This is a genomic window from Bacillus sp. OK048 (assembly GCF_900103525.1).
GTDB lineage: Bacteria > Bacillota > Bacilli > Bacillales > Cytobacillaceae > Neobacillus.
Genome location: NZ_FNHN01000005.1, coordinates 1 through 22,998, shown reverse-complemented (window position 1 = coordinate 22,998; position 22,998 = coordinate 1). Strand labels below are relative to the sequence as shown.

Below are 22,998 nucleotides of genomic sequence, written 5' to 3'. Positions count from 1 at the left end.
GGAGTATTTATTCGGATTTCAACAGAAAAAACATTTACATTTTCAGCACTTGGATTTACCGTTGTAATATCACCAATTTATATTTACAATCCCATCCCTTCCCATTTATACTTAATTTATGTAAAAATTAACAATTTTTAGAAACGGGGTTAAAAAATGAAGCGGATCATTTCTATTATTCTATTGATCGTGATTGTTTTTGTGTTATCAGTAACAAACCCTAAGCGTTCGGCATACATAAAATGGATCAATCATGAAGCGATGGGCCAGTCTTCAAATATAGTGGAAAAAGGGATTCTTTCATTAGCAGGGGAAAAGGTTTTTGATATGGGAACAACGGAGTCGGATTACTTTGTTTTTTCAGTCTATAAAACCGATTTTTCTGAAATTGGCTTAGGTCAAGTCACCTGCATTGGGATCTTTAATCATTTCATTCCAATTTCTAAAGAGAAGTAAAAAGAAGACCATGGTCTTCTTTTTACGTTTATTCCACTTTTTCCACGGTAAAAACCGGAACTTCAATACTCTGTCCATACTCATCTAAAATTGTCTCATAGGTAGTAAATGTACCTATCAGGGAACGGAAAGTATTCGTACCAGGTACAGTCACACCCCGTACTACTAGATAACTTCGTTCATACTGACTACGATCATAATTGTATTTCTCTGATAGTAGAACAACCTGGTTATTATTCAATCGTTGGACATATCCATTAAAACGGACCTTCATTCCTTGATAGTTAAGGATTTCTTTTACACTAATATCAATATAGTCGACTTTAATTTTAATAAATCGATAGACTCCATCTATTCCCCGCTCATAGTACGCAAATTCAGCCTCACCTTTGCCAACAGGATTATCTAGTAATAACTGTCCTGGTGCTTCAATGGCCAAATCATTTGCTTCAATATCAAGGATATTCTCGCTAAAATTGTTTCTGATTTCAAAGGCTAAGTAGCGATGAGCCCTTTGCTGCGATTTTGCCTCAATTAAAATGACAGGATATTCACTCATATCATTTTGAAAAACAAGCTTTTCAATGACTGGGGCGTTGACCAACTTCGTTTCACTAATAGCCATTGGCTCTTGCCCTTCCAGCTTGCCAATGTAGAGGATGCCCTCATTCGATATGGCTGCAACAACACTTTCTGCACCAAATATATTCCTGCTATTAATGGTCTGCGGAAATTCTTTACCTGGATATTGCCTCTTTAATACACGGATCGGTTCAAATTTATCCCATTCCCACTCAGCATCTGCAATCTGCATACTTGTATCTTCTAAAGACATAAGGCCCTGATAAATGGAAAGGGCTTCTTCAAATTTATTATTATCGCGTAGATTTTTCGCTTTTGTCAGTAGATTATTTTGAGATGTTTCAATAAAAGCAATTACCTTTGATTCCGCCATGACAGAAGGTAATTTCTTAACACTAGTTGCCTGCTCTGCAAAAGCAGCGTAATCCTCTTTGTTCATAGCCTTTGTTAGGACCCGAAGCAGGTTGCTGTCTAAAGAATTCTTCAGCCATTCGGTATCCATTGAAAACGTCGAGAGCATTTTTAATTGTCTACTCCCTTCCTCAACAATAGAAGAGGTATTTTCATTGCTGAATAATGGCTGCATCTTTAAAGAATAGTATTGAATAAATAGAGCCTCAACTTCATTCACCTTGGCGCTGTCTCCACCATAATAGTCTGCAGGAATCAGCATGAAATCCTGATAAACCGACTCTTCATCAGCGGGATCTTTTAAACTGGCTGCAAGCGATGTTTTACTTTTGGAAAAATAGTCATGAAAATCCTTCTCCATCTCCGTTTTCACTAGCATCTCGCCATACATGTCCTGTTGAATAGCTGTGCCCGCTAACCAATTTTTCGCATTTTCCTGCCATCTTTCGTAAGTCTGAACGAGCTCCGCAAGTTGATTTTCCTCAAAGTAATCTTGCCCCTGTTCGTCAATCTCCTCCATTTCCTCTTTAATAGGAGTCAAAATGGAAAGTATTTGATCCATTTCCTGATTGTGGTCCAATACAAAAGGATTTTTCCGGGCTAGTTGAAATTGTTTTTCTGCTGCGATTAATTCCCCTGATTCAAATAACTTCATTGCTTCACGGTAATCATCGATTTTTTCATGAGCGAAAACGATTTTGCCGCCGACAGCTAGTAAGCAAATGATAAAAATAAATAACCGAAGATTCCTAGATAGGTTGACCTTTTTATAGACCGTCAGTTTAAACATGGGCGCCAATCCCTTCTATACAAAGTGTTTAAAGTCAGGGTCATAGTTGTATTTTAATCGGACTAAATGTTTTGTTTTTTCGGCGAGGCTGCCCCAATTCTCTTCAGGATTAGCGTGCAAGATATTGCACAGCCGCAAGATGCGATCCTTTGGAAAATAGTCGATGAACTCTTGGATAAAGTCAGAGAATTCAAGGATGTAAAGCTTCATTCTCAAAGCGGATCCTGCCACTGTTATGAGGGAATCGATACCATAATCACGAACAATTTCAGTCCGATGCTCCACAAAGTAAGCGATTGATTTTTTCGTGATCAGCGAACGGTTTATTTTTACGACTTCTAAGGCATATTTCAAAAAACCCTTGTCATAAGCGGAAGGAATAAGCGTCTCGAGTTCAAGCTCCATGTCTTTACGAAGCGCAATCTCATTCAAAGCCATGACACTGCGTATTTTCAATTGATCAGTATCGATAAAATCGCAAATCTCTCGAAGCTTATCATAGCTCGCAGCAACGTTGTCGGCTCTAACATCTTCTTTCGCTCGAATACTATCCAACTGGATTCCGGCTTTTATTTTTTCAATATCCTCTTTGAGGAGCTTTTGGAGCTGGATTCTGTACTCACTTTTAATAAAAATAAGTGTCAAACTAACATATCCTAGCGTAAACAATACACCCGCAATCAGTGAATAATAAAGCATACGTACCGTAGGAGCAAAAATGATGCCAAGACAAACGACAGTTAAAATCGTAATGGCCTCAGAAAACAAACGATTTTTAAATATTGATCTTGCCAAGCTTTCGACACCCGAATAGATGGTGCCGCATTCCGGACAATTTTCATCCTTTAACACCGTGTAACGTTGACATTTCTTACACATTTTTACCTTTTGAAAAACGTATTTTGTTCTTTTCTTCTTCGGTAATTGAACGGCATGTTTAGTCAATATGATCACCTTCATTGAGCATGATTCGTAAATCATCATCAAGATCTTCGTAGCTGCTGCAGTACTTTTTATTCTTGAATATTTTATAAGCTTTCCAGATTAAGATAAGGACTAATAAGCTAGTAAATAGGATGCTATACATTCACCCGCACACCTCTTATTCCAGTAGATTTATTTTGCAATTTTCTACATATGTCCTCCTTAAATTACCAGAAAATACATTAATTTTCACTATAATAGGAGGATTTTAATATTTCTATCAAATTATTCCTTTGGAATCACCATCGGCGGTGGTAAAATAGTAATATAATTGTAAAATTTTTCACAAAAAGGAAACTTCACCTCAAAAAGAAACGTCTTTTTTCTTGAGGCTATACTATGTGATTTTTCGATACTGCATTGGAGGTTGCACATATGTTTAAAAAGTGGATTAGTAGTTTTGTAGTCTTGTACGTAATCTTTCTCGCTTTTCAATACGCAAGTGTTCAGGCTGCCGGACCCCTAAACGCCTCATCCCGGATTGAAGCGTTACTCGTCGTCGATGTAAGTAAGTCCATGCTTGATAGTGACCCCCATCTTATTAGTAATGAAGCGATGAAAATGTTTGTCGATATGTCCTCAGTAAAAGGAGATAAAATTGGTGTTGTTGCCTATGCAGATGAAGTGATGCGTGAAAGTGCGCTCGTTGATATACGCTCGGAGCAAAGCAAAAAAGACTTAAAAAGCTTTATCGACTCCCTTGCTAAGTATCCCTATACCAATATATCTGTTGGTGTCAATGAAGCGGTAAAGCTTCTCGATTTGGGGCATGAGGACGATTACTTTCCGTTGATTGTCTTACTTGCTGACGGCAACAATGACTTGAATAAGAGTAAAAGCAAAACGGTCCAACAAGCCGATGATGATTTGGCTGTAGCAGTCGAGGCTGCTAAGAAAAAGGGCTACCCTATCTATACAATCGGCTTAAATGCCGACGGAAAGCTAAATAAACAGGTTTTACAAAATGTTGCGACGAGTACAAATGGCCAATTTTTCGAAACAACTACTGCCGATGACCTTCCTGGCATCTTGAGTCAAATCTTCGCTAACCATTTAAAGTTAAAAATTGTTCCCATCAATCAACTCACTGCAAATGGCGAGTTTCAGGATATAACCATCCATGTCCCGAATGAAAATGTCATTGAAGCAAATATTTCATTGATTTCAAGCCAGCCGGTCAAAGTAAAATTAATCGATCCTTCCGGCACCGAACAACCGATACCTTCAGACAACATTCTTCTCTCTACATCTAAGTCCTACTCAATGGTAAAGCTCATCAATCCGGTTCAGGGTGATTGGACTCTTAAGGTAAAAGGAGTTCCCCAGGACAAAATCGATATCAATCTCATTTTTAACTATGACTTACAGCTCAAGTTAGCACCGCTTGTTTCAAATGGCTTTACGGCAGGAGATATTGTAAAAATCGCCTCCTTCTTTGAGGACAACGGTGCAAAAATAGCAGATAAAGCTCTTTATAGTACCATGAAGGCTACGCTCCTAATCAAGGATTTAACTAACGGCCAAACAGAGGAAATTCCACTTACCTCCGATGAACAAGGCTTTACCGGTGACTTCAAACTGGGTGATTCCAACCAGTATGAAGTGTTGGTCAAGGCCGAGGATAATAGTTTTTTCCGGGAAACCGCCGTTGAAAAAATCAACGTTCAAAAGGGTGCTACACCTACAGCCGCTAAGGTCAGCCCGATACAAGAAGAAAAGTCTTTCCCTTGGTTATATGCTGGAATCGGCGCCTTGTTATTAATCGGATTACTCGCATTCTTTTTCGCTAAGAAACCAAAACGCGGCTTTAGCGGACAAATGGTGGTTGAAATTAAAGATGAAGATACCGGGGAACGGACGACGCCGCAGTTTAAGAAGCTTAAAGATTTCCAAGGAAAAATTAAGCTTCACCAATTGCTTTCAGTAGCACCGGAATTCTCGGAGACGGACCAAATCCTGTTCAAGCCTGACAAAGCGGATATGCTGCTAATTGTAAATCAGTCCGACTGCACCATCGAAAAAAGCGGCCGCGCCATTGACGCCAGAAAAGGGCAGCTCGTAAAGCGCAATGACAGGCTAAGGATTCTTTTAAAGAAAGTCAATAAATCGATCTATATTGAGTACATCAGTTAAAAACCACCATGGGAGGAAAGTAAATATGAAAGCAACGGTAAGAGAGCATATCCAGCAGTTAGATGTTTCCCTCGGAGGAGGAATTATTTCTGAGAAAATCCGTGTCGATACCATCGACAACCCGATGCTTGTGATTGGCTTAGGAGGTACGGGGATTGATGCCCTCCTTCGCCTAAAGTATCAGGTGAATCGCCGCTTCAAGCTCCCGCAGGACCCATTAACGAAGAAAAAACGAGAAAAGCCAAATAACATTGAATTTTTAGCGTTTGAAACCAATGAATATGACCGCAATAAAAACTATAAAGGCATTGGCTTAGATCCAAACAAGGAATTTGTGCTGCTCTCCAATCCTGAAATCGGCAGCCTGCTCCAAAATCGCAGTACGATTGAGCCTTACATAAAGGAATGGTTATCTCCAGAGCTATTAATTACCGATGGAATCAGCGGTGCTTCAGGTGTCCGCCAGGCCGGGCGTTTGCTCCTTTTCACCAAAATCAATCAAGTTGTGCAAACGATCCAAAAGAAAATCGATTCGGTGATGGAAGGTTCGGGAAAAAGGCTGTATGTATTTATCTTAACTGGATTGTCAGGTGGTACAGGAAGCGGCTGTTTCCTTGATATTTCCTATATCACACGTGGTATTATTGAACGCCAATACGGTTCAAGCGGAGTGGATAAAGTAAGCATGCTTGGTTATTTATTCACCCCAGATGTGAATTTATCAAAGCGCGGCTTAAGTTCTCATACCGTTGATTATATTGAAAAAAATGGCTACGCTGCCTTAAAAGAACTTGATTACTGGATGAATGTTGATGAGCGTAATGAACGCTTCAAAATGCAATATGGCAGCATGCTCATGGTTAACTCACCAATGCCGCCATTTAATCTTTGCCACTTAATTTCAGGAAAAAACCTCGAGGGTAAGTGGCTCGATAATGCCTATGATTACTGCATGAATGTTACCGCTGAAAACATTACCAACTTCATGGTCAATGAAAATAAAAAGGGCGATGAGTTTGCCATCCATGATTATATCAGCAATATCCGTACCAATATTGCCGTCATGCCAAAGCCGTATGCCGTCAACTATCAATACAATGTGATTGGGGCAGCAACAGCAGAAATTCCCGTCGAGGAAATGACCACCTATGTCGGCTATAAGCTTTTTGAAAAAATGAACAATATGTTTGAATTAGCTCCAGATCAAACTGATGTTGAGCAATTTGCTGAAAAGCTGCAAATTGATCCAGATTCTGTCCATCGTCGTTTTAATGACCGTGTACCAGAACCGTTATCAGGATTTGAGAATAGTGACCGCTTCTCTTACAACAATGTCATTAAGCAATCGGTTATCAATCTCGATGAAGAATTAGACAGGGAATTTTTATTAAAGGCAAAGGAACAGTACCGTAAATGTAAAAAGCAGCTTCCAGGTGAAATCGTCGAGGAGTTTCGACGTCAAGTGGAGCGCTTGTTCCTTCACCCGAAAAAAGGACCGATTTATGCTTCACGATTAATCTATTCCAATGATGGTTTTTGCTTATTAAAAACGTTACAGGCTTACAGCGAAGGTCTTCGTGACCGATTAGACAGACTGCCGCGGGCCATCCAGTCCGAACAGGATTATGCTGATAACAAACTTGAAGACGCAAGAAGTGCCTTTATCTCCAAGGATCGTAAAAAGAATGCCTATATTGATGCAAAACTGAATGAATTCGATGCCCGTGCTGAAAAAGCAAGAATTGAAGAGATGATTGAATTCTACGACGATTTATATCCACTGTTAAACAATCAAAATTCGAAAATTTATCAGGTTTATAAAGAAATTCTCGAAAAACTAAAAGCTATTTTCCAAAGTAATGCCGATATCCTCATCAATGGTGAGGAAGTGAAACGTGAGAATGATGTCACTTATTATTGGCATTTAGTGAGCGTTCCAGATGTTGCCCGTGAGATTCAAAGAATGTTTGATTCAAAGGACGGCGAAATTTTGGTGCAGCAATGGTCCGAAATGCTGCTTGAAAAATCTGTCCATTGGGTAAAGGAAAGTGACATTGATGTCGTAGGAACCGTTTCCGAATTTTTAACAGACCAGTTTGGTGAAATGATAACGAAATCAATGGAAGATTTCTTACGTTTGAAATACGGTGAGGATCAGCCCATTGATCAGATTATTGAACAAAGGATTGCGGCAAGACTTGATCGTGATGCCCTTCCAGTGTTCCATCTTGCCAATAGCAACGGTCAGCTTCATTTTCCGCAATGGGGATTTGTTTCCGTTCCAGCGCAAGCGCCGAATATTTTTAACGGCATTAAAAATTTCGAAAAACACGCCTTAAGTCAATCTCGCTTCACCATTAAGGAAAGCGAATTGAAAAATCGGATTTTCTGGTTGAATACGAAGAATGGTGTTCCTTTGTACGCATATGCACCACTGCAGGTCTATGAAAATTCCTATGAAAGAACCATTCTCGAAAAAGAAGGCATAGGCAGGCACCTTGTGCAAACGGAAAAAGAAAACTGGGCCTACCTCCCTTCACCTATTCCTGAAAAATCGTGGGGAGATACCCATTTCAATGAACGTGTCAGCACCTATAACAACAGCGTTCGAGAACTATTTGAAAAGGCGAAAAACTATGGATGCATAATCGAAAAAGATGCCGACCAAAATACAAGCGCCAGATATCAATGTAAATTTACAAAGCCGGCTTCACTAACGGACCTATTTGCTCGTCATGGACTTGATCCAAAATCGCTGAACAAAGCTACTCTTGGCAGCGTAAAACGGGTTCTTGGAGAGTTACAGGATATGCTTGCAGGAAGCATGGTGTCTGATGGTGCTAGCGATATTTTTGGCAGCACAACCTTGGAGATGGCGATTGAAAACTTTATCCGCTCTCCAAAGTTGATTGAGAGAATAAAAGAGGAAGTTAAAAAGTTTAGTTCTGTTCAGGAGAAAGTGAATGAACTGCAGCACTATATTGATTCACAAAAAGACAAAGAAGAGGCGCAAAATCAGTTTATTGAAGCACTTTACACAAAAACAATTCGTAAAAAAGGTGCCCTTTACATCTACGATAAAGAACTTGAGGAAGATGCCTGGGAGCCATTTGTGAATCTAATGAAAACAACTCATTTTGTCGATTACGAGTTGTTCAAGTCCTTTACAGAACTAACTCCAAAACAGTTGGATCAGCTCATGAAAAAATCCGAGCGCCGCAGCAATGAACTGATCCATCTTGAGAATACGTCAGAACTAGTTGCCGCCCTTGAAGAAATGGCCGCCACCTATCAGAAAGAAAAAGAAGCATTGGACTATGATTATAAAGACTTAGCAAACGGCGAAGAGCTGTACGAATTCTATAAAGAAATGATGATCAAAGTTTCAAATATGTTGAAACAGCTTAAGTCGTAACCATCCTTGGCCACTGGCATTCAAAGGCTAGTGGCCGGTTGTAAAAAGAAAGAATATTGTCTAGACGGGGGGAGACAGCTTGAGAGACCGATTGCAATCTTTTGCGATAGAATTTTCCAATCACCTTGAAAAGATGACACTTGAAGACCTTGAACAGCGTAGTGTCCATTACCCTGTAGTCTTTTTATTCTTGGGAGACAAGGTTCTTGATGCTCTAAAGTCGATCATGACGATAAATGATGAAAAATGGCACAATAGCGCTGGTGTTGTTTATTTTCATGTGTATCAAACTGAGACCATCAACAAAGATAACGTCTTTTCTGCCCAACTTCCCGGCCAAAGCTTTGACACAGTCGAGAAACGCAAAAAGATTTTTGAATCGCTTTATGAGGATGATTCGAAATTAATTGAAATCAATAGGACGATCCGTAGTCTTTCTTCTAAAGTGGCAGAAAACGGTAAGTCTTACTCCTCCTTAGAGAGGTTGAACCTATGTGTGATTACAGCTATTGATGATCCCGCCAATATCCTCATCCAAGAAATGACATTATTGTTAAAAAGCATTCTTCACGAATCATTTAAGAGCATTGAAGTAGATTTGTATGGGCTGATAAAAGAAAAGCAGGATGAAGATAATTATGCCCTCGCGGCAGCAAATGGGATTAGTTTTTTAAAAGAACTTGATAGCTTGCAACACGATCATTATAGCTTCCATCAGGAATTGCAGCTAACAGACGATTTATTAAGAATTCCAGTTAGTCACTCTTCTGCTCCACTTTTTGATCTAGTTTTTTTATTAAGTGACAAAAATGAAACTGGGCTGATTTCGAGTGAAGCCATTCAACAAAACTATGAAATGATTAGCCATTTAAATCTTTTAAAAAACCGCAAATTGATAAAAGATTATCATGAAAAAATGGATAGCTACAATCATGCTGCTTTTCGGCTTGCAATTAAGGGAAATCATGGCAAGCCGGTTTATGCCTCTGCTGGATTTGCAAAAGTAAACGTACCAACCAAAGCCATTACCCTTAACGCAGCTAGTCTTTTTTGTGCAGAAATGATTGAGATGCTTAAAACAACGAGTGTGCAGCCTTTACAAAAAATTCTCGACTTGTTCGAGCTGAATGAGGCTGCTTTTGAAAAGCACTTCACCACCCTCCTTCCGCCTTATCAGAAGCTTGAGGATATGAACGGATTATTGGGGATGACCACCTCCTTTCAAGAAGTAAGAAAAATGACGGTCAAACAAGCGGAGGACTTTCTCTATGACGGTGGTACAAGGAAATTCTTTTTTACAAATATTGAAGAGCCGCTGAGTCATGAACTGAAGCAATTAAAACTAAAAGCGCATATCCAAAGACTCTTGGATGAAAAAATCATTAATAATGATCAATATGGCATTTATTGTGCTTATGTATGGACTTCTGATTGGTCCGAGCAAAGTGTACGTTTGGAAGCAGAAAAAATTGCCCGTGAAACGAAAAAACAACTAATGGCAGCGGAAGCCACCTTAGAGCAGCTCTACCAGCAACAGGTTGATACCTGCGATTTTAAGAGGTCGTTCCTACCATTCTCTGATAAAAAAAATCTCCAAAGCTATCAAAACTATTTTTTCGAAACTGTTTATGGAACAAAATATCAGATTCTAAAGCTTCAGATAAAACTTGTGATACTAACGCACTACCAGCAAGCACTTGAGGAAAAACACCATTCCTTACGAAGGAAAATCGACGATATCGATCAGGTCCATTCCTATTTAAAACAAACTGCTGCTGAAAGTCTTTATGATGAGGATGAGTATTTAGGAAAAAACATTCCTGAATACTATAAAAGTATTGTTCATGAGATCGTAAATAGATTAAAAGAAAAACGCGGACCTAACTTTTTCTCCGAGGAGCGTTTTTTCGGAAATCTGCTCTCTTTGTTAGATAGCGGCGCCAATGGCTTTCTTGAAAGATTGCTTGAAGTTTGCCGTCGTGAAGTATTAAGTCAGGAAGAGTTTCAACACAGCTTTGAGGATGAATTGTTACAAAGAGCGAATGTGAACAGTGTCTATGAAAACAAGGACATCCTTTCAAAAGATGAATTATTTAGACACCTATATCTAAACTTACAAGAAAATGCAGCCGTACATATACAGGTTTATAACTATTCGCAAGAGCACCGTCATGAGGAAAATTATTTTGTTGGTGATTTTTATAGTACGTTTATGACCTATGCCCTTGAGAAGGAAAACGAGGCAAGTCATTATAAAGTCGGCTGTGCCCACGAAAAGAAAAGCAGCGGAATGGAAAAGCTGGTACTCATGGGCGGCTTCCAATCAATGGACTTACTGTATTACCGAAATGGTGAAAGGTATTACCAAGCTTATTTACGTAACGGCTATCACTTACATGCTGATTCATCAAGCTTAAAGGGGGAGAACCATGCCCATCCGTAAATTTAGTTTTCTATTTTTTATCTTTAGCATCTTGGCTGGTATTATTGGCGCAGTTGTCGGTGAATGGTTACTGTCTTCCTATTATGGTGTTTGGCCGAACATCCTGTTAATGGGTGTCTATTTTGGTCAGTTAGCCCTCATCACTGGTCTTTTCTGTCTGCTAGCTGAAATCATTTCACCCGTGATCAATGGGAAAAGCTGGCGGCTCGAATATTCTGGTCAGTCATGGAAAGTTCTTGTACCCGCAACACTCGTGATGCTGTTTATTGCCGGACTAGTATTTCAATTCCTATATTCGATTAATTTTTCAAAAATCCAATCGCCTGACGATCTTGTCATGGTCGTTGATATCTCTGATAGTATGAACGAGAGTGATCCAAAGAAGGAAAGTCTACAAGCGGCAAAAGAGCTAATTTCCACCATGAAGGCCACCCATCGTGCCGCGATTATTTCTTTTAATGATGAGGCGTTTATTACAAAGGAAATGTTCCCCATTGGTGATGGTAAGGAAAAAACAGACGCCATTGAGAAAATTGACCAACTAAAAGCTACTGGACAAACCGATATTGCGGAAGCTTTAGATACAGCCATACGTCATATTGAGGACAATCAGCAGCCTGGCCGCACTCCGATGGTGATCTTATTTTCGGATGGTTATAGCGAGCTTAACCTTGAATCGGTGATTGAACCCTATTTGGGAAAAGGAATCGTTATTAATACGGTGGGAATGAGTGAAATCGATCGCAGCGGCGCACAGCTTTTAAAACAAATTGCCGCAGGTACTGGCGGGTCTTTTCATAACGTCAACAATGCTAGTGAATTGTCAAAGGTTTTTGAGAAAATTTACTTAGAAAATCAAGACCGCTTACTCGTTACAGAAAGGCATGGAGTGTTTGCTGACAGTACTTACTTAGCGGTACTTCGCGTGATCCTACTAACCTTAGTTGGGGGACTTTTTGGCTTAATGCTAGGCATGATCTTTGATAATCGCTATCTAGCAAAAAGCTATGTGATTACCGGCCTCCTTTCGGGGATTTTGGCTGGGCTTGTTTTAGAAATAGGCCAGCAAGGCGGGGTCTCACCGCTGACCTATCGGTTCATTGCTGCCGTACTGTTAACAGCATTTACTGGTTTGGGAACCATGGTGATTCCGATTAAGGAGAAATATTCTGGGCCCATGACCGCGACAGGAAGACCTGCTTTTTCCACTAGGAGCTATGCTAATAAAGACACTGTAAAAAAGAGCTTTTAAGCTTGGCGCCAAAATGTTAACAAAAAGCATGCGAAAAACATCCTTAGATGAAGGGGTGATAACTGGTGAATTGGGAACCTATTCCTTCCCCTGACCTTGAAATAAAAAATCTCAAAAGCACGATAAGAGATTCTGAGCTTCATTTGACATGGTTTTGGCCAAATGAAATTGACTTTGTCTACATTTATAAAGCTGCTGCCGATCGTCTTGGTTCGATCGAGGAGCTTGATGAGCATCATATAAAGCTGTACACCCGCGAGGAATATAAAGCAAATCAAGGTTATTTGTCCAAATTGGACTCGATCGGCAAAATCTGTTTTCGAATTTTTCCTTGTCAAAAGCTCGAAGGCAAACTGCATCTTTTCAAGCAGGAGAACGATGAAAACCTGATATTTATAACGGGAGAAAAAGCAAAAATCTATTATTCTATTTCTTATAAAAAGAAGCTTTTCCAAAACAAGAAAAAGGTAAAGATGTCGATTATGACCGAGCTTCCGCTCGATAAAGAGCTATTGTGCTATGTACGGAAAAGAGAATCTGTGCCAATCTCAAAGGAAGACGGAACCTATTTTCCGTTTATTCAGGACTTTCCCGCTGGAAAGACACAGTTAGTAGAAATGGAAATTGCTCAAAACGAATTTATTCGAATCTTTTTTAGCCACGGGAAAAAGTCAGCTGAAATATACGAGCTTATTCCCGATTAAGGGGGTCATCACATGTTTGGATTACTTAAGCGTATGTTCGAAAAAAAAGAATCAAAGCCTGAAAGATTACCATTTTATGATATCGTTTGTCCTTACTGCTTCTCAAAATTTCATCATGAGGATGTTGTGTTCCGCGCCGCCCATCACCGCGATGATGACGAAGCCTTAGCGCTTCAGGAAGATGAAGCTTTGAATCACTATCGGGAAAAGTTTGGCCTGGCACCCATCGATGAGCTCGAAGCCATTATCCATCCTTCGATGATACCCGATGAAAATAAGCTTTACTCTGACCGCGTGTTAATGGGTGTTTCCGATAAGTATTCCGTCGTGACCAGGAATCGACTATGCCCAGAATGCCATAACGACCTGCCGGTGACAGCTGGAAAGCATCCAAGCAATATTGTTTCGATTGTTGGTGCCACTTCTGTAGGTAAGTCTGTTTATATGACATCGTTAATCCATACCCTGCAGCGTAAAACAGCCAACAACTTTGATGCCGCCTGTATTCCTCTCGATAATGGAATTAGCAGACGTTTTCGCCAAGAGTATGAAATTCCGCTGTTTGAAAATGGCAATCTCCTTGACTCGACCCAAAAGACGAGACGGCAGGAGCCATTTATTTTTCAATTTGTTTTTAAAGACGAAGACCAAGCACCCTTAACACTTGTGTTTTTCGATGTGGCAGGTGAAGGAATGACAGATAAGGATTATATTAAGCTCCATGCCTCCCACATCAAGAACTCATCGGGGATCCTCTTTTTGGTTGACCCGATGCAAATCCGGACCATTCGAGAAAAATTAATCCATCTTATGGGTGAAAAACCGGGCGAAATTGTCGGCCAAGCTGATGAACCTCGTGAGGTTGTTATTTCTTTGTTTGGTGACTTTATTGCTCACCAGGAGAATAGTAAAACAAAAATTCCAACAGCCGTTGTGTTAACCAAAAGTGATCTATTGGGGTCATTGGCACAAGAAAATGGTGATTACATTCGCAGCAATAGCAATGTCTTTCATAACGTGACCCATCGCGCTCATCTGAACCTAAATGAATTTGAAAATATTAATGGTGAAATTCGACGCTTTCTTGAGAAGGTCGATATTGCGTTTATTAATGCATTAGATGTTTATTTTAAAGACACTGCCTTTTTTGCTGTTTCTGCACTGGGAAGCAATCCGGTTGATCGACAGGTAAATGGAATCATTAGTCCGGTCCGCGTCGATGAACCGTTCATTTGGCTGCTATACAAGCTTGGTTTTATTGAAGGGAGACATGAGCAGTGAGTGGAATGAAGATTGGACAGCAGGTTTATACCCGGGAACGCGGCGGTATTTTTCATTCAGGTGATGGCTATGACACCATTGCCATATCCGAAGATCTGGATCAAGCCTTTGTAAAAAAATATTTACATCCAATTTGTTCGTATCAATCACCGAAAATGATGACAGAGCGTGGTGAAAAGGATCCCGCCCTTTATCCGGAAGCGCTAACCTTGATCCAGCCGGAAACGGGAGATTTAATTATTGGTCAGGCTGTATATGTCCCCGCTGACTTCACCGGTCAGCGGAGTACATTTTTTATGGACAACTATATTATTCCTGAAAGCTGGAAAGACGAGTGGATAAAGACCCCGGCAAGACTGTTTCAGATAAACAGCTTTAAAACCTCCTATGATGTCAGCATGGGTCATGTCCTGCCAGAAGTGACTGAACTAGGCTGGGATGGAATCGACATTTTGGCAAACAAGAATGAGCTTCTTTTAGAGTTAGGTATAACAGAATCTCTCTTTAAGCAGCTGCTTTTTGCGGTCATGTCCTCGATTGCCGGGAAGAAAAAGGTCTATATTTCTCTTAATGCAGAGCTGCATCGCTACAAGAAAATGGCTAGTACATTACTAGAATTGATTTTTCATTATTTACCGTTTAGCTATCGCAGGAAATTAGGGGCGATGACTTTTACAAGTGAGCCTGAAGGAAAAAAATACGTACATGTCATGTTTTTTGAACCTGGAACCTTGAATTACCATGACCGCTCTATGGAAAAACAATACATATTCGATTTTGCAAATCAGAAATTTTCAGGTGTTGACCTGGTAGGTCAGCATGAATACTTGAACTTTGCCTGGGAGCAGCTGTTAGTTGGCAACAAACTGGATGAATTCTTTGAGTTTGCTGAAAAGGCGTTATTCGGCTTATCGGAAGAATATCAGCTGCAAGTAACGAATTATTATCAGTTAACAGCCATTTACCAGACGCTGAACGGGTCTGCAAATTTTTATCAGCAACATAAACTTAGTTTCCTTTATAGCCTTTTGACCTTTTTAAAAGTGGAAAATGCGGTAAAGGATAATTTAGAACAGCTATTTCTGCAAATTTTAAAAGAAGAAAAAGCAGCGGTAGAGCTTGAAACTGCGATTGATTTTGTTAAAGCGGTGTTGGAATTCAACCAGATTTCCCTTCATGATAAAGGGCTGGAATTTATTCTCAATACATTAGACTATTATAAAAGTGAACCTATCTTTCATACGTTAATGGAGTTAGTAGAAGGAAGTATTGATACGTACGATCCATTAATGGAGTTTATTACACTGCGTCCAGATTACACACAAATTTTAGATCTTTATCTTACTAAAAAATTCAACCTTACTCGTGTCGAGGATATTTTAGGCGAGATTAATCAACTTCTACTTAAAGTGCCATTTTTAGTTAAAAATAGAGGTTTTCAGTCACTTATCATGAAAAAGACTTCCCAAGCTATCAGTGATTCCTCTGATATTTTTCAAGCAGCAAGTGCTGTTAAGGAATTTAGGATAGCCAACCAGGATGTTGATTTTTCAAAAATAAAAGAGATGATGATGGTATCCACGGAAATTACCTTATTGAAAGCATTGGATTTCAAGAATCTGACGCTTAAGGATATAGATACATTTGCATACGTATCAACAGGAAAACTCAATGTGAAAGAGATTCCGGATAAACTGGTGATTCGTAAGTACAAGATTATGAGGGTCCTTCATGAACTATTTAACAGTCCAGTCGTTTCGGTAGAATTATTTCTTCAGCCGTTGTCACTAGCTAGCCGTGAAGAGCTTCGGAACGTGTTAAAAAATGTTTTACGCAATAACTTATCTGAAAAGTATTTCCACCATTTATTGGCAGCCTTTAATAATGAGGATGGCAGTTTTCATTATCCGCAACTTTTTGCTTATATAAGTAAACATGGTGACGATGACCTGGTGTTATCATTTATTAAGTGGACGACCAAAAATCTTCAGCTCGATCATCACTACCATCGAGCCTTGAAGAAATATTTGAAATCCCATCCAAGATCGATTTGGAAAAATAAAACGGCTAAAAAAGAACTTCAACAAATCTCAACGGTCAGTTTTAGAAAATTAATTAAAGAGGTCCAACATGAAACAGCAAGTCCAATCGTTAAGTTTTTTAAAAGGTATGGGATTCATCTTTCCATTATAGTACTGATTGTTCTTGTGGCTGGAAGCGTCGGATTATATCTAGGGTCTGACTTTTTAGGTGGTCAAAAGGAAAATGCAGCTGATTCAAAATCTAGTGCAGCCTCCGCAACAGCGAAAAAGGAAGCCAAAAAACAAGAACCTTCTTTGGAGTCTTTTAAAGTATGGGATGCAGAGAACCCTTATGTATTTTCTATTGATGGACAACAACAGCAGTTATCGTTTGGACAAGCAAATCCAACCGGTGGAAAAAGCATAAAATTAACGAACAACCAAAATGTTGAATCCTCCTTTGATTTGATTATTGATTCAGAAGCTTCACCCTTTGATGATCAGGGTGTTTTGAAAGAAAACTTTTCCCTCTACCATACGGAGTACGATTTCGATAAAAATGGCACCTCCGAAGTGGTCATTATGGCAATGAATGAAACATATGAATCTTTCGTTTGGGTGTACAGTCCGATTTCCGAAAATGGAAATGTCGGTCTCCGGGCAGACTTGGCAGTGAGAGGGCTGAATGTTGCTAAACTAGTAGATAACACACTAGAACTACTTAGCGACCAAGGCCAGGCAGAAAAGTACGCCTACATTAACCAACAATTTGAAAAACAATAAAAAAGAAAAAGGTTTCAAACGATTAATTCGTTTGAAACCTTTTTTCATTAGGAGTGTCCACCTGGGGTGGACAGTGTCCACGAGCGGTGACAGGCACCCAGTTGGGCAGGTGCTTTTTTGCGCATTACTTATCCACAAGAATCCAGCACATTCTTTATTGCGCACCAGTTTTCCACAACAAAAGAAAAACTTATCCCCAATTAGGATATAGTTATGCACAATAGTTATTCAGTTATTCACATTTTACACAATGTTATCCACAAATGATAAATTTTGCAACTAAAAAAAGCCTGGGATTACCCAAAGCTTTTCGTTTATATTCTTGCACCAAGCTCAATTGCTTTACTGTTATGATATAAAGATTTTACCTTTAATTCACATTTAAGTTCCTCACATAAACAATCATGCTGCATCATTTCGATATGACGATACTGAAATAGATGATAATAATATTTTCCTTTTAATAACACACTTTTTAACATCACAGAAAACCCCCTCAAATGATTTACATAAATCGCCGAGGATCGTGTTCGGTAACTGGCTGGCATCGTTAAAAAAACATTAGCCCCTTTAGTTTTGCGTCACCATTTTTCAATAGCTTTGCCGTTTCGTACGATTTATGAGTTAAATTAACTATATGATACAACTTTCTGATAATAAAGAGTCTTAGGTCCTAATTTTGTTAACCTCCCCTTGTTTTTAAGTAGACTGGCTTGCCTATTTCTAAAAAAATACGTTGTTGAATCTCGAATGATGTTACATAATGTATTATATTGACTTTTACTTTTAGTAGAACTCATTTTTCAAAAGTTTATCCTTTATACTATTTTAAAAAGCAAGGGTGTTATGTTGTGAAAAAAAGTCTTTTTCTAATCGGTGGTATAACCGTGATGGCTCTACTACTTTCAGGTTGCTCCGAAAAAATATTGTTTGCCAAAACCAATACGGAACCTTCTCTGGGTGCTTCTGGGGAACTATCAGATACAAATAATAATTCAAGTGAACCCAATCTATCTGTCCAAAAGCGAGAACCAGCTGATGTGAATAAACCTATAAACAACTCGAAACCTGTACAACAAAATGCGGAAACACCTCCAGCAAACCATTCACCAGAGGCACCTCCAGCAAAAAATAATGATGATAGTATCCATGTTATTACCAATCCAGAAAGTATTCCTGTACTGGTTAATAAACAAAATAAATTGCCGGAAAGTTATAATCCACAAGATCTTGTTTTTGCCGATATTCCATTTGTTTCACATGCTACAAATGAAAAGCGTAAAATGCGTGCAGAAGCCGCAACAGCAATTAATCAATTGTTTGCAGGTGCCAAAGAACAAGAGATTTCTCTTTTAGGTGTGTCTGCTTATCGGTCACATGCAACCCAAACAACATTATTTAACTATTATGTCAACAAAGATGGTTATGAAAAGGCAAGAACATATAGTGCATTGCCTGGTACGAGTGAGCATGAAACAGGTCTTTCTATTGATGTTACCGGTGGAAATGGAAAGTGTGCTGCTGAAGACTGCTTTGGAGGTACACCAGAAGCGATTTGGCTTGAAACTCATGCAGCTGAATATGGGTTTATCATTCGATATCCACGCGGTAAAGAAATCATAACCGGTTATCAATACGAGCCTTGGCACCTTCGTTATGTAGGGAAAGAGATTGCGCTTGAAATCATGAGTAATGGTATTACTCTAGAAGAATACTATAATGCAGTGCCGGTTAATAACTAAAAAAGAGTCAAGTTCCGTTGGCAATGGAACTTGACTCTTTTCTATTTTCCCTTTATTTCTAATAGTTTTATTCGCAAATCATTTTCCATATTTGCTAGTTCTTGTTCCGCTATGCGGCGTTTGTGGCGCCCTTCTTCTTGAATCCGCATTGTTTCTTCAAGAGTCGTGATTAAATTTTCCTGTGTTTTCTTGAGTGTCTCAATGTCAACAAGACCACGTTCATTTTCTTTTGCCGTCTCAATCGTATTCGTTTTTAGCATTTCAGCATTTTTCAATAACAGCTCATTTGTAGTCTGCGAAACTTTTTTCTGCGCTTCTACCGCATGGCGCTGACGAATTAAGGTTAAGGCAATTGCAACTTGATTTTTCCAAAGTGGAATAGCTGTCATGATCGACGATTGTATTTTTTCCACAAGTGCTTGGTTCGTATTTTGAATCAATCGGATTTGTGGTGCACTTTGAATGGTAATTTCACGACTCAATTTCAAATCATATAGACGTTTATCCAGGCGATCGGCAAACTGGATCATATCGTTTACTTCTTGGAATTTCATTTGATCATTTGTTGTCTCTGCTGCCCTTTTCATTTCTGGTATCGTTTTTTGATGAAGCTCTTCCAGCTTAATTTCGCCCGCTGCGATATAAACATTTAATGCATGGAAGTATTCTTTATTTGTTTCATAAAGTTGTTCCAATAATTTAATGTCGGATAAAAGCACGTTCTTGCTGCGATCGAGTTTCACACTGATACGGTCAATCTGTGCACCGGTCTTTTGATACTTTGATAGTACTTCTTGCAGTGAGTTAGAGATTTTTCCAAAAATACGTCCGAAAAAGGATGGCTTCCCATCCTTTAACTCTTCAGGATTAACCTCATCAAGTCTCTTCATTAAATCACTGATTATTTCTCCAACCTCACCAATATCATTTTTCTGAACATGCTCGAGCATGGTATGAGAAAAGCTCAAAAGCTTCCCTTGTGCTTGGGTACCGTACGTAATCATCGCTTGGTGGTTCCTCGGATCAATTTGTTCTGCAAGCTGATATGCCTTTGCCCGGTTTTCTTCTGGAATGACATCAATCAGCTTAGTCGGTTTTGCTTCTTGAAGCTGTGGTGATGGCTGTGCTTGTTGAGCAACCGCGTTATCACCAAAAGGGTTGGCTAGAATATCGTCTAATAAATTCCCCGATTTATTCAACTGTGGTAAGTTGTTTTCGCTCATTTTGGCCTCCTGCGTTCGTCTATATATTTAGTATCATTTAGTTTTTTAATGGAATGTTTCGCCACATCAATTTCAAAGTTCAAGGAATCGACATCGTCAGAAATGACATCATAGAGATCCTCTTCTAATGCCTTTGTTAGGTCTGTTAACGTTTGACGGGTCTCATATAATGAAACATCAATCTCGTGACTTTTTTTAGGTTGTTGCGATAAAAATCGGTATTTATCTGTTAACTCTACTACTGAATCTAAATGAGAAAAATAAAACTTTTCTGCTTTATAAAAGCGCCTTGGTTCAGTTTGTGTCATGTTTTGAATTTTCCTTGTAATACGGAGCACGTCCAGTCTCTGCTTCAATGTCGGAAGATCACGAACCGTAAATAACGATTTGTTTAAACGTTTAATTTTTTGCTTGGACTCATTTAAATTCTTCTTTATATATCTGTATTCTTTTCTCGTAAGCTGATGTTTCTTCAAAAAACGAGAAGTCATAATGGCGGCGGTAATATTGTAGACGATGACCCCGCCACCTAAAGCAATAGCGGACGAAAGCCAAAGCGTTTGATGGAAACCAAAATAGCTTACGAACAAGGCCACTGTTGCGGATGGAACAGTCACAAAACTTTGAACAAGAAACGATAAAAATCGGTTCATCCTAATCGACTCCTGACTAAAAATCCTTTATATTCATACGAATGAACAATGGAAATGTTTCACCAAGACACTATTCTTAAGTTCATAGTTAACATCTCTCATTACTTCAACAATACACCATAAAACTCCTGCTTTCCATAGACCACAAGAGTAAAGAAAACTAAGACTTAAGACGTATTTTTGATGGTGACAATTAATGGTGACAGGCACCGCTCGTGGACACTTTCCACCCCAGGTGGACAGTAGTCCGCCAAAAGTAATCTGATTTAGTAAGCTGGGCTTTAGTCCAAGAGGAATACCCAGATGTACATAGGATATGAGGGTAATATGATAAAAATTTATAGATAGAGGAGCGAGATGCCAAATGTATCAACCATTTGGAATGCCCGGTGATTTTAGATTTGGTGGACAGTATGGTGGTGGACAACACGGTGGTGGGCAACACGGCGGTGGGCAACACGGCGGTGGACATCATGGCGGTGGGCATCATGGCGGTGGGCATCATGGCGGCGGGCAACACGGCGGCGGGCAACACGGCGGCGGGCATCATGGTGGTGGACATCATGGTGGTGGGCATCCCGGAGGTGGGCAACACAGTGGCTTTAATTTAGGAAATGTTGGAGCAGGGCTGCTTGGTCTCGGATTAGGCTATTTAGGCTCAAGTCTTGGCGGCTACAATCCTGGGTATGGCGGGTATGGGCATGGTTATGGTTATGGATACCCTAGTGGTTATTCCGGATATGGACCTGGATACGGCATGGCCGGACCAGGATATGGTCCTGGAATGGGTGGTTACGGAGGCGGGTATGGTGGCGGCTTCGGCCCTAGGTACTAATTATATTAGGCTCGTTTCTTAGACTTTGTTGCTTTTTATAACAAAAATTAATGATTGTGCTGTGTTTTAGCAGAAAACAGCCTTAAATAAATCGGTTAAGCGTGAACGTCCTTGAATAACATTCAAGAGTGTTCACGCTTTTTCTTACTTACCAAATATTTTTACTGTTTTTTTGTTTCAGTAGGTGTAAAATGTTTCTCAAAGGAAACATTTCTGTGTTCACACATATATAATACTATTCTAAACTTTCAACTATGTTAACAAAGGGAGAAGAGAACATGACGGAGAATCTGCTACTAGCATTTGGTCTGACTTTATTTGCTGGCCTTGCGACGGGCATAGGAAGTCTGCTCGCATTTTTCACATCACATACGAATACAAAATTTTTATCTGTTACCCTCGGTTTTTCAGCTGGAGTAATGATATATGTTTCGATGGTCGAGATTTTTGTAAAAGCAAAGGTAGCGCTTGTGGATGCCATGGGTGTGGTTCCTGGAAATTGGTTAACGGTTGGTGGTTTTTTCGGTGGTATGCTCCTAATTGCTGCGATCGACAAATTTATCCCGAAGCAATCAAACCCGCATGAATTGAAAACAGTTGAGGATATGAAACAGCAGCCAACTACGATCGATGGGAAAAAGCCCGACCTTTTAAAAATGGGGACATTTACGGCACTAGCTATTGGTATCCATAACTTTCCAGAGGGAATTGCAACCTTTACTTCTGCATTACAAGACCCTGCACTAGGGATTGCCATCGCTGTTGCGGTTGCCATTCATAACATCCCAGAAGGTATTGCCGTTTCCGTACCCGTCTATTTTGCAACCGGCGATAAGAAAAAGGCTTTTAAACTATCATTCTTATCAGGCTTAGCTGAACCGGTTGGTGCCCTTGTCGCCTATCTTTTCCTAATGCCTTTTTTGAATGATATTATGTTCGGAGTTATCTTTGCGGCAGTTGCAGGGATTATGGTGTTTATATCCCTTGATGAATTATTGCCTGCAGCAAAAAGATATGATGAAACCCACCTATCCATCTATGGACTTATTGCTGGTATGGCGGTAATGGCACTCAGCCTTCTACTATTCATCTAACCTATAGCAAATAAAAAAAGCCAGCAATGCTGGAGACTGCTGAAAATATAGGCAATCTAAATTTACCGCAATAAAAATTAAAAAGATTAGGGATGTTTTTGAACATTCCCTAATCTTTTTTCGTGTTTTGGATTTTTAAAGGTAAAATAATGGGCTATTACTTACCCATTAACGTGATAATTCGTTTCATATTCAC

The 22,998-nt window shown here is 39.5% G+C and carries 17 protein-coding genes and 1 riboswitch; of the genes, 11 read left to right on the top strand and 6 right to left on the bottom strand.

Features of this window, described 5'->3' with window-relative positions; translation table 11 throughout:
- The first annotated feature begins 156 nt into the window (after positions 1-156).
- Positions 157-456: a DUF4359 domain-containing protein gene (locus BLR86_RS10595; RefSeq protein ID WP_090761136.1), complete on the top strand. Its 300-nt coding sequence runs from the start codon at positions 157-159 to the stop codon at positions 454-456.
- 28 nt (positions 457-484) lie between these two features.
- Here the strand turns inward: BLR86_RS10595 and BLR86_RS10590 are convergent, their stop codons facing one another.
- From BLR86_RS10590 to BLR86_RS26030, 3 genes are read right to left on the bottom strand one after another with little or no spacing between them, the layout of a single operon-like run.
- Positions 485-2,239 carry a hypothetical protein gene (locus BLR86_RS10590; RefSeq protein WP_090761134.1) on the bottom strand — a complete coding sequence of 585 codons (1,755 nt, stop codon included), beginning with the start codon at positions 2,237-2,239 and terminating at the stop codon, positions 485-487.
- A 15-nt stretch (positions 2,240-2,254) separates the two neighbouring features.
- A complete protein-coding gene (locus tag BLR86_RS10585; RefSeq protein ID WP_217642378.1) occupies positions 2,255-3,199 on the bottom strand; it encodes a hypothetical protein in 945 nt (314 codons plus the stop codon).
- Entirely contained in the window at positions 3,177-3,326 is a 150-nt protein-coding gene (locus BLR86_RS26030; RefSeq protein WP_175492854.1) for a hypothetical protein, read from the bottom strand. The genes BLR86_RS10585 and BLR86_RS26030 overlap by 23 nt, the downstream gene beginning before the upstream one ends.
- Positions 3,327-3,598: 272 nt before the next feature.
- Between BLR86_RS26030 and BLR86_RS10580 the strand changes: the two genes are divergently transcribed.
- The 7 genes from BLR86_RS10580 to BLR86_RS10550 all read left to right on the top strand — a co-directional run bounded on the left by BLR86_RS10580 (position 3,599) and on the right by BLR86_RS10550 (position 17,255).
- The gene (locus tag BLR86_RS10580; protein ID WP_090761130.1) at positions 3,599-5,356 is read left to right on the top strand and encodes a vWA domain-containing protein; all 1,758 of its coding nucleotides are present in this window, start codon (positions 3,599-3,601) and stop codon (positions 5,354-5,356) included.
- Positions 5,357-5,381: 25 nt separating this feature from the next.
- Positions 5,382-8,771: a tubulin-like doman-containing protein gene (locus BLR86_RS10575; protein WP_090761128.1), complete on the top strand. Its 3,390-nt coding sequence runs from the start codon at positions 5,382-5,384 to the stop codon at positions 8,769-8,771.
- 79 nt (positions 8,772-8,850) lie between these two features.
- Positions 8,851-11,214, top strand: coding sequence for a tubulin-like doman-containing protein (locus BLR86_RS10570; RefSeq protein ID WP_090761126.1), 2,364 nt, complete (start codon positions 8,851-8,853; stop codon positions 11,212-11,214).
- Complete coding sequence (locus BLR86_RS10565) at positions 11,201-12,466, top strand: vWA domain-containing protein (protein ID WP_090761124.1); 1,266 nt, start codon at positions 11,201-11,203, stop codon at positions 12,464-12,466. The genes BLR86_RS10570 and BLR86_RS10565 overlap by 14 nt, the downstream gene beginning before the upstream one ends.
- A gap of 65 nt (positions 12,467-12,531) precedes the next feature.
- Positions 12,532-13,170 (top strand): hypothetical protein, encoded by a 639-nt coding sequence (locus BLR86_RS10560; protein ID WP_090761122.1) that lies wholly within the window; start codon positions 12,532-12,534, stop codon positions 13,168-13,170.
- A 12-nt stretch (positions 13,171-13,182) separates the two neighbouring features.
- Positions 13,183-14,451: a TRAFAC clade GTPase domain-containing protein gene (locus BLR86_RS10555; protein ID WP_090761120.1), complete on the top strand. Its 1,269-nt coding sequence runs from the start codon at positions 13,183-13,185 to the stop codon at positions 14,449-14,451.
- Between the two features lie 5 nt (positions 14,452-14,456).
- Positions 14,457-17,255 (top strand): GAP1-N2 domain-containing protein, encoded by a 2,799-nt coding sequence (locus tag BLR86_RS10550; RefSeq protein ID WP_254782311.1) that lies wholly within the window; start codon positions 14,457-14,459, stop codon positions 17,253-17,255.
- A gap of 314 nt (positions 17,256-17,569) precedes the next feature.
- Here BLR86_RS10550 and BLR86_RS26025 read toward each other — a convergent pair whose 3' ends face one another.
- Positions 17,570-17,737: a hypothetical protein gene (locus BLR86_RS26025; protein ID WP_175492853.1), complete on the bottom strand. Its 168-nt coding sequence runs from the start codon at positions 17,735-17,737 to the stop codon at positions 17,570-17,572.
- Between the two features lie 47 nt (positions 17,738-17,784).
- A riboswitch (cyclic di-GMP riboswitch) is annotated at positions 17,785-17,870 on the bottom strand.
- Between the two features lie 236 nt (positions 17,871-18,106).
- Here BLR86_RS26025 and BLR86_RS10545 point away from each other — a divergent pair.
- Complete coding sequence (locus BLR86_RS10545; RefSeq protein ID WP_254782300.1) at positions 18,107-18,997, top strand: D-alanyl-D-alanine carboxypeptidase family protein; 891 nt, start codon at positions 18,107-18,109, stop codon at positions 18,995-18,997.
- Between the two features lie 41 nt (positions 18,998-19,038).
- Here the strand turns inward: BLR86_RS10545 and BLR86_RS10540 are convergent, their stop codons facing one another.
- Both BLR86_RS10540 and BLR86_RS10535 read right to left on the bottom strand, forming a co-directional pair.
- The gene (locus tag BLR86_RS10540) at positions 19,039-20,220 is read right to left on the bottom strand and encodes a toxic anion resistance protein (protein ID WP_090761116.1); all 1,182 of its coding nucleotides are present in this window, start codon (positions 20,218-20,220) and stop codon (positions 19,039-19,041) included.
- The gene (locus BLR86_RS10535; protein WP_090761114.1) at positions 20,217-20,873 is read right to left on the bottom strand and encodes a 5-bromo-4-chloroindolyl phosphate hydrolysis family protein; all 657 of its coding nucleotides are present in this window, start codon (positions 20,871-20,873) and stop codon (positions 20,217-20,219) included. Before BLR86_RS10535 ends, BLR86_RS10540 begins: the two co-directional genes overlap by 4 nt.
- A gap of 364 nt (positions 20,874-21,237) precedes the next feature.
- Here BLR86_RS10535 and BLR86_RS26020 point away from each other — a divergent pair, with 364 nt between their 5' ends.
- Entirely contained in the window at positions 21,238-21,708 is a 471-nt protein-coding gene (locus BLR86_RS26020) for a hypothetical protein (protein ID WP_090761112.1), read from the top strand.
- 278 nt (positions 21,709-21,986) lie between these two features.
- The gene (zupT, locus tag BLR86_RS10525; protein WP_090761110.1) at positions 21,987-22,802 is read left to right on the top strand and encodes a zinc transporter ZupT; all 816 of its coding nucleotides are present in this window, start codon (positions 21,987-21,989) and stop codon (positions 22,800-22,802) included.
- The last annotated feature ends 196 nt before the right edge of the window (positions 22,803-22,998 follow it).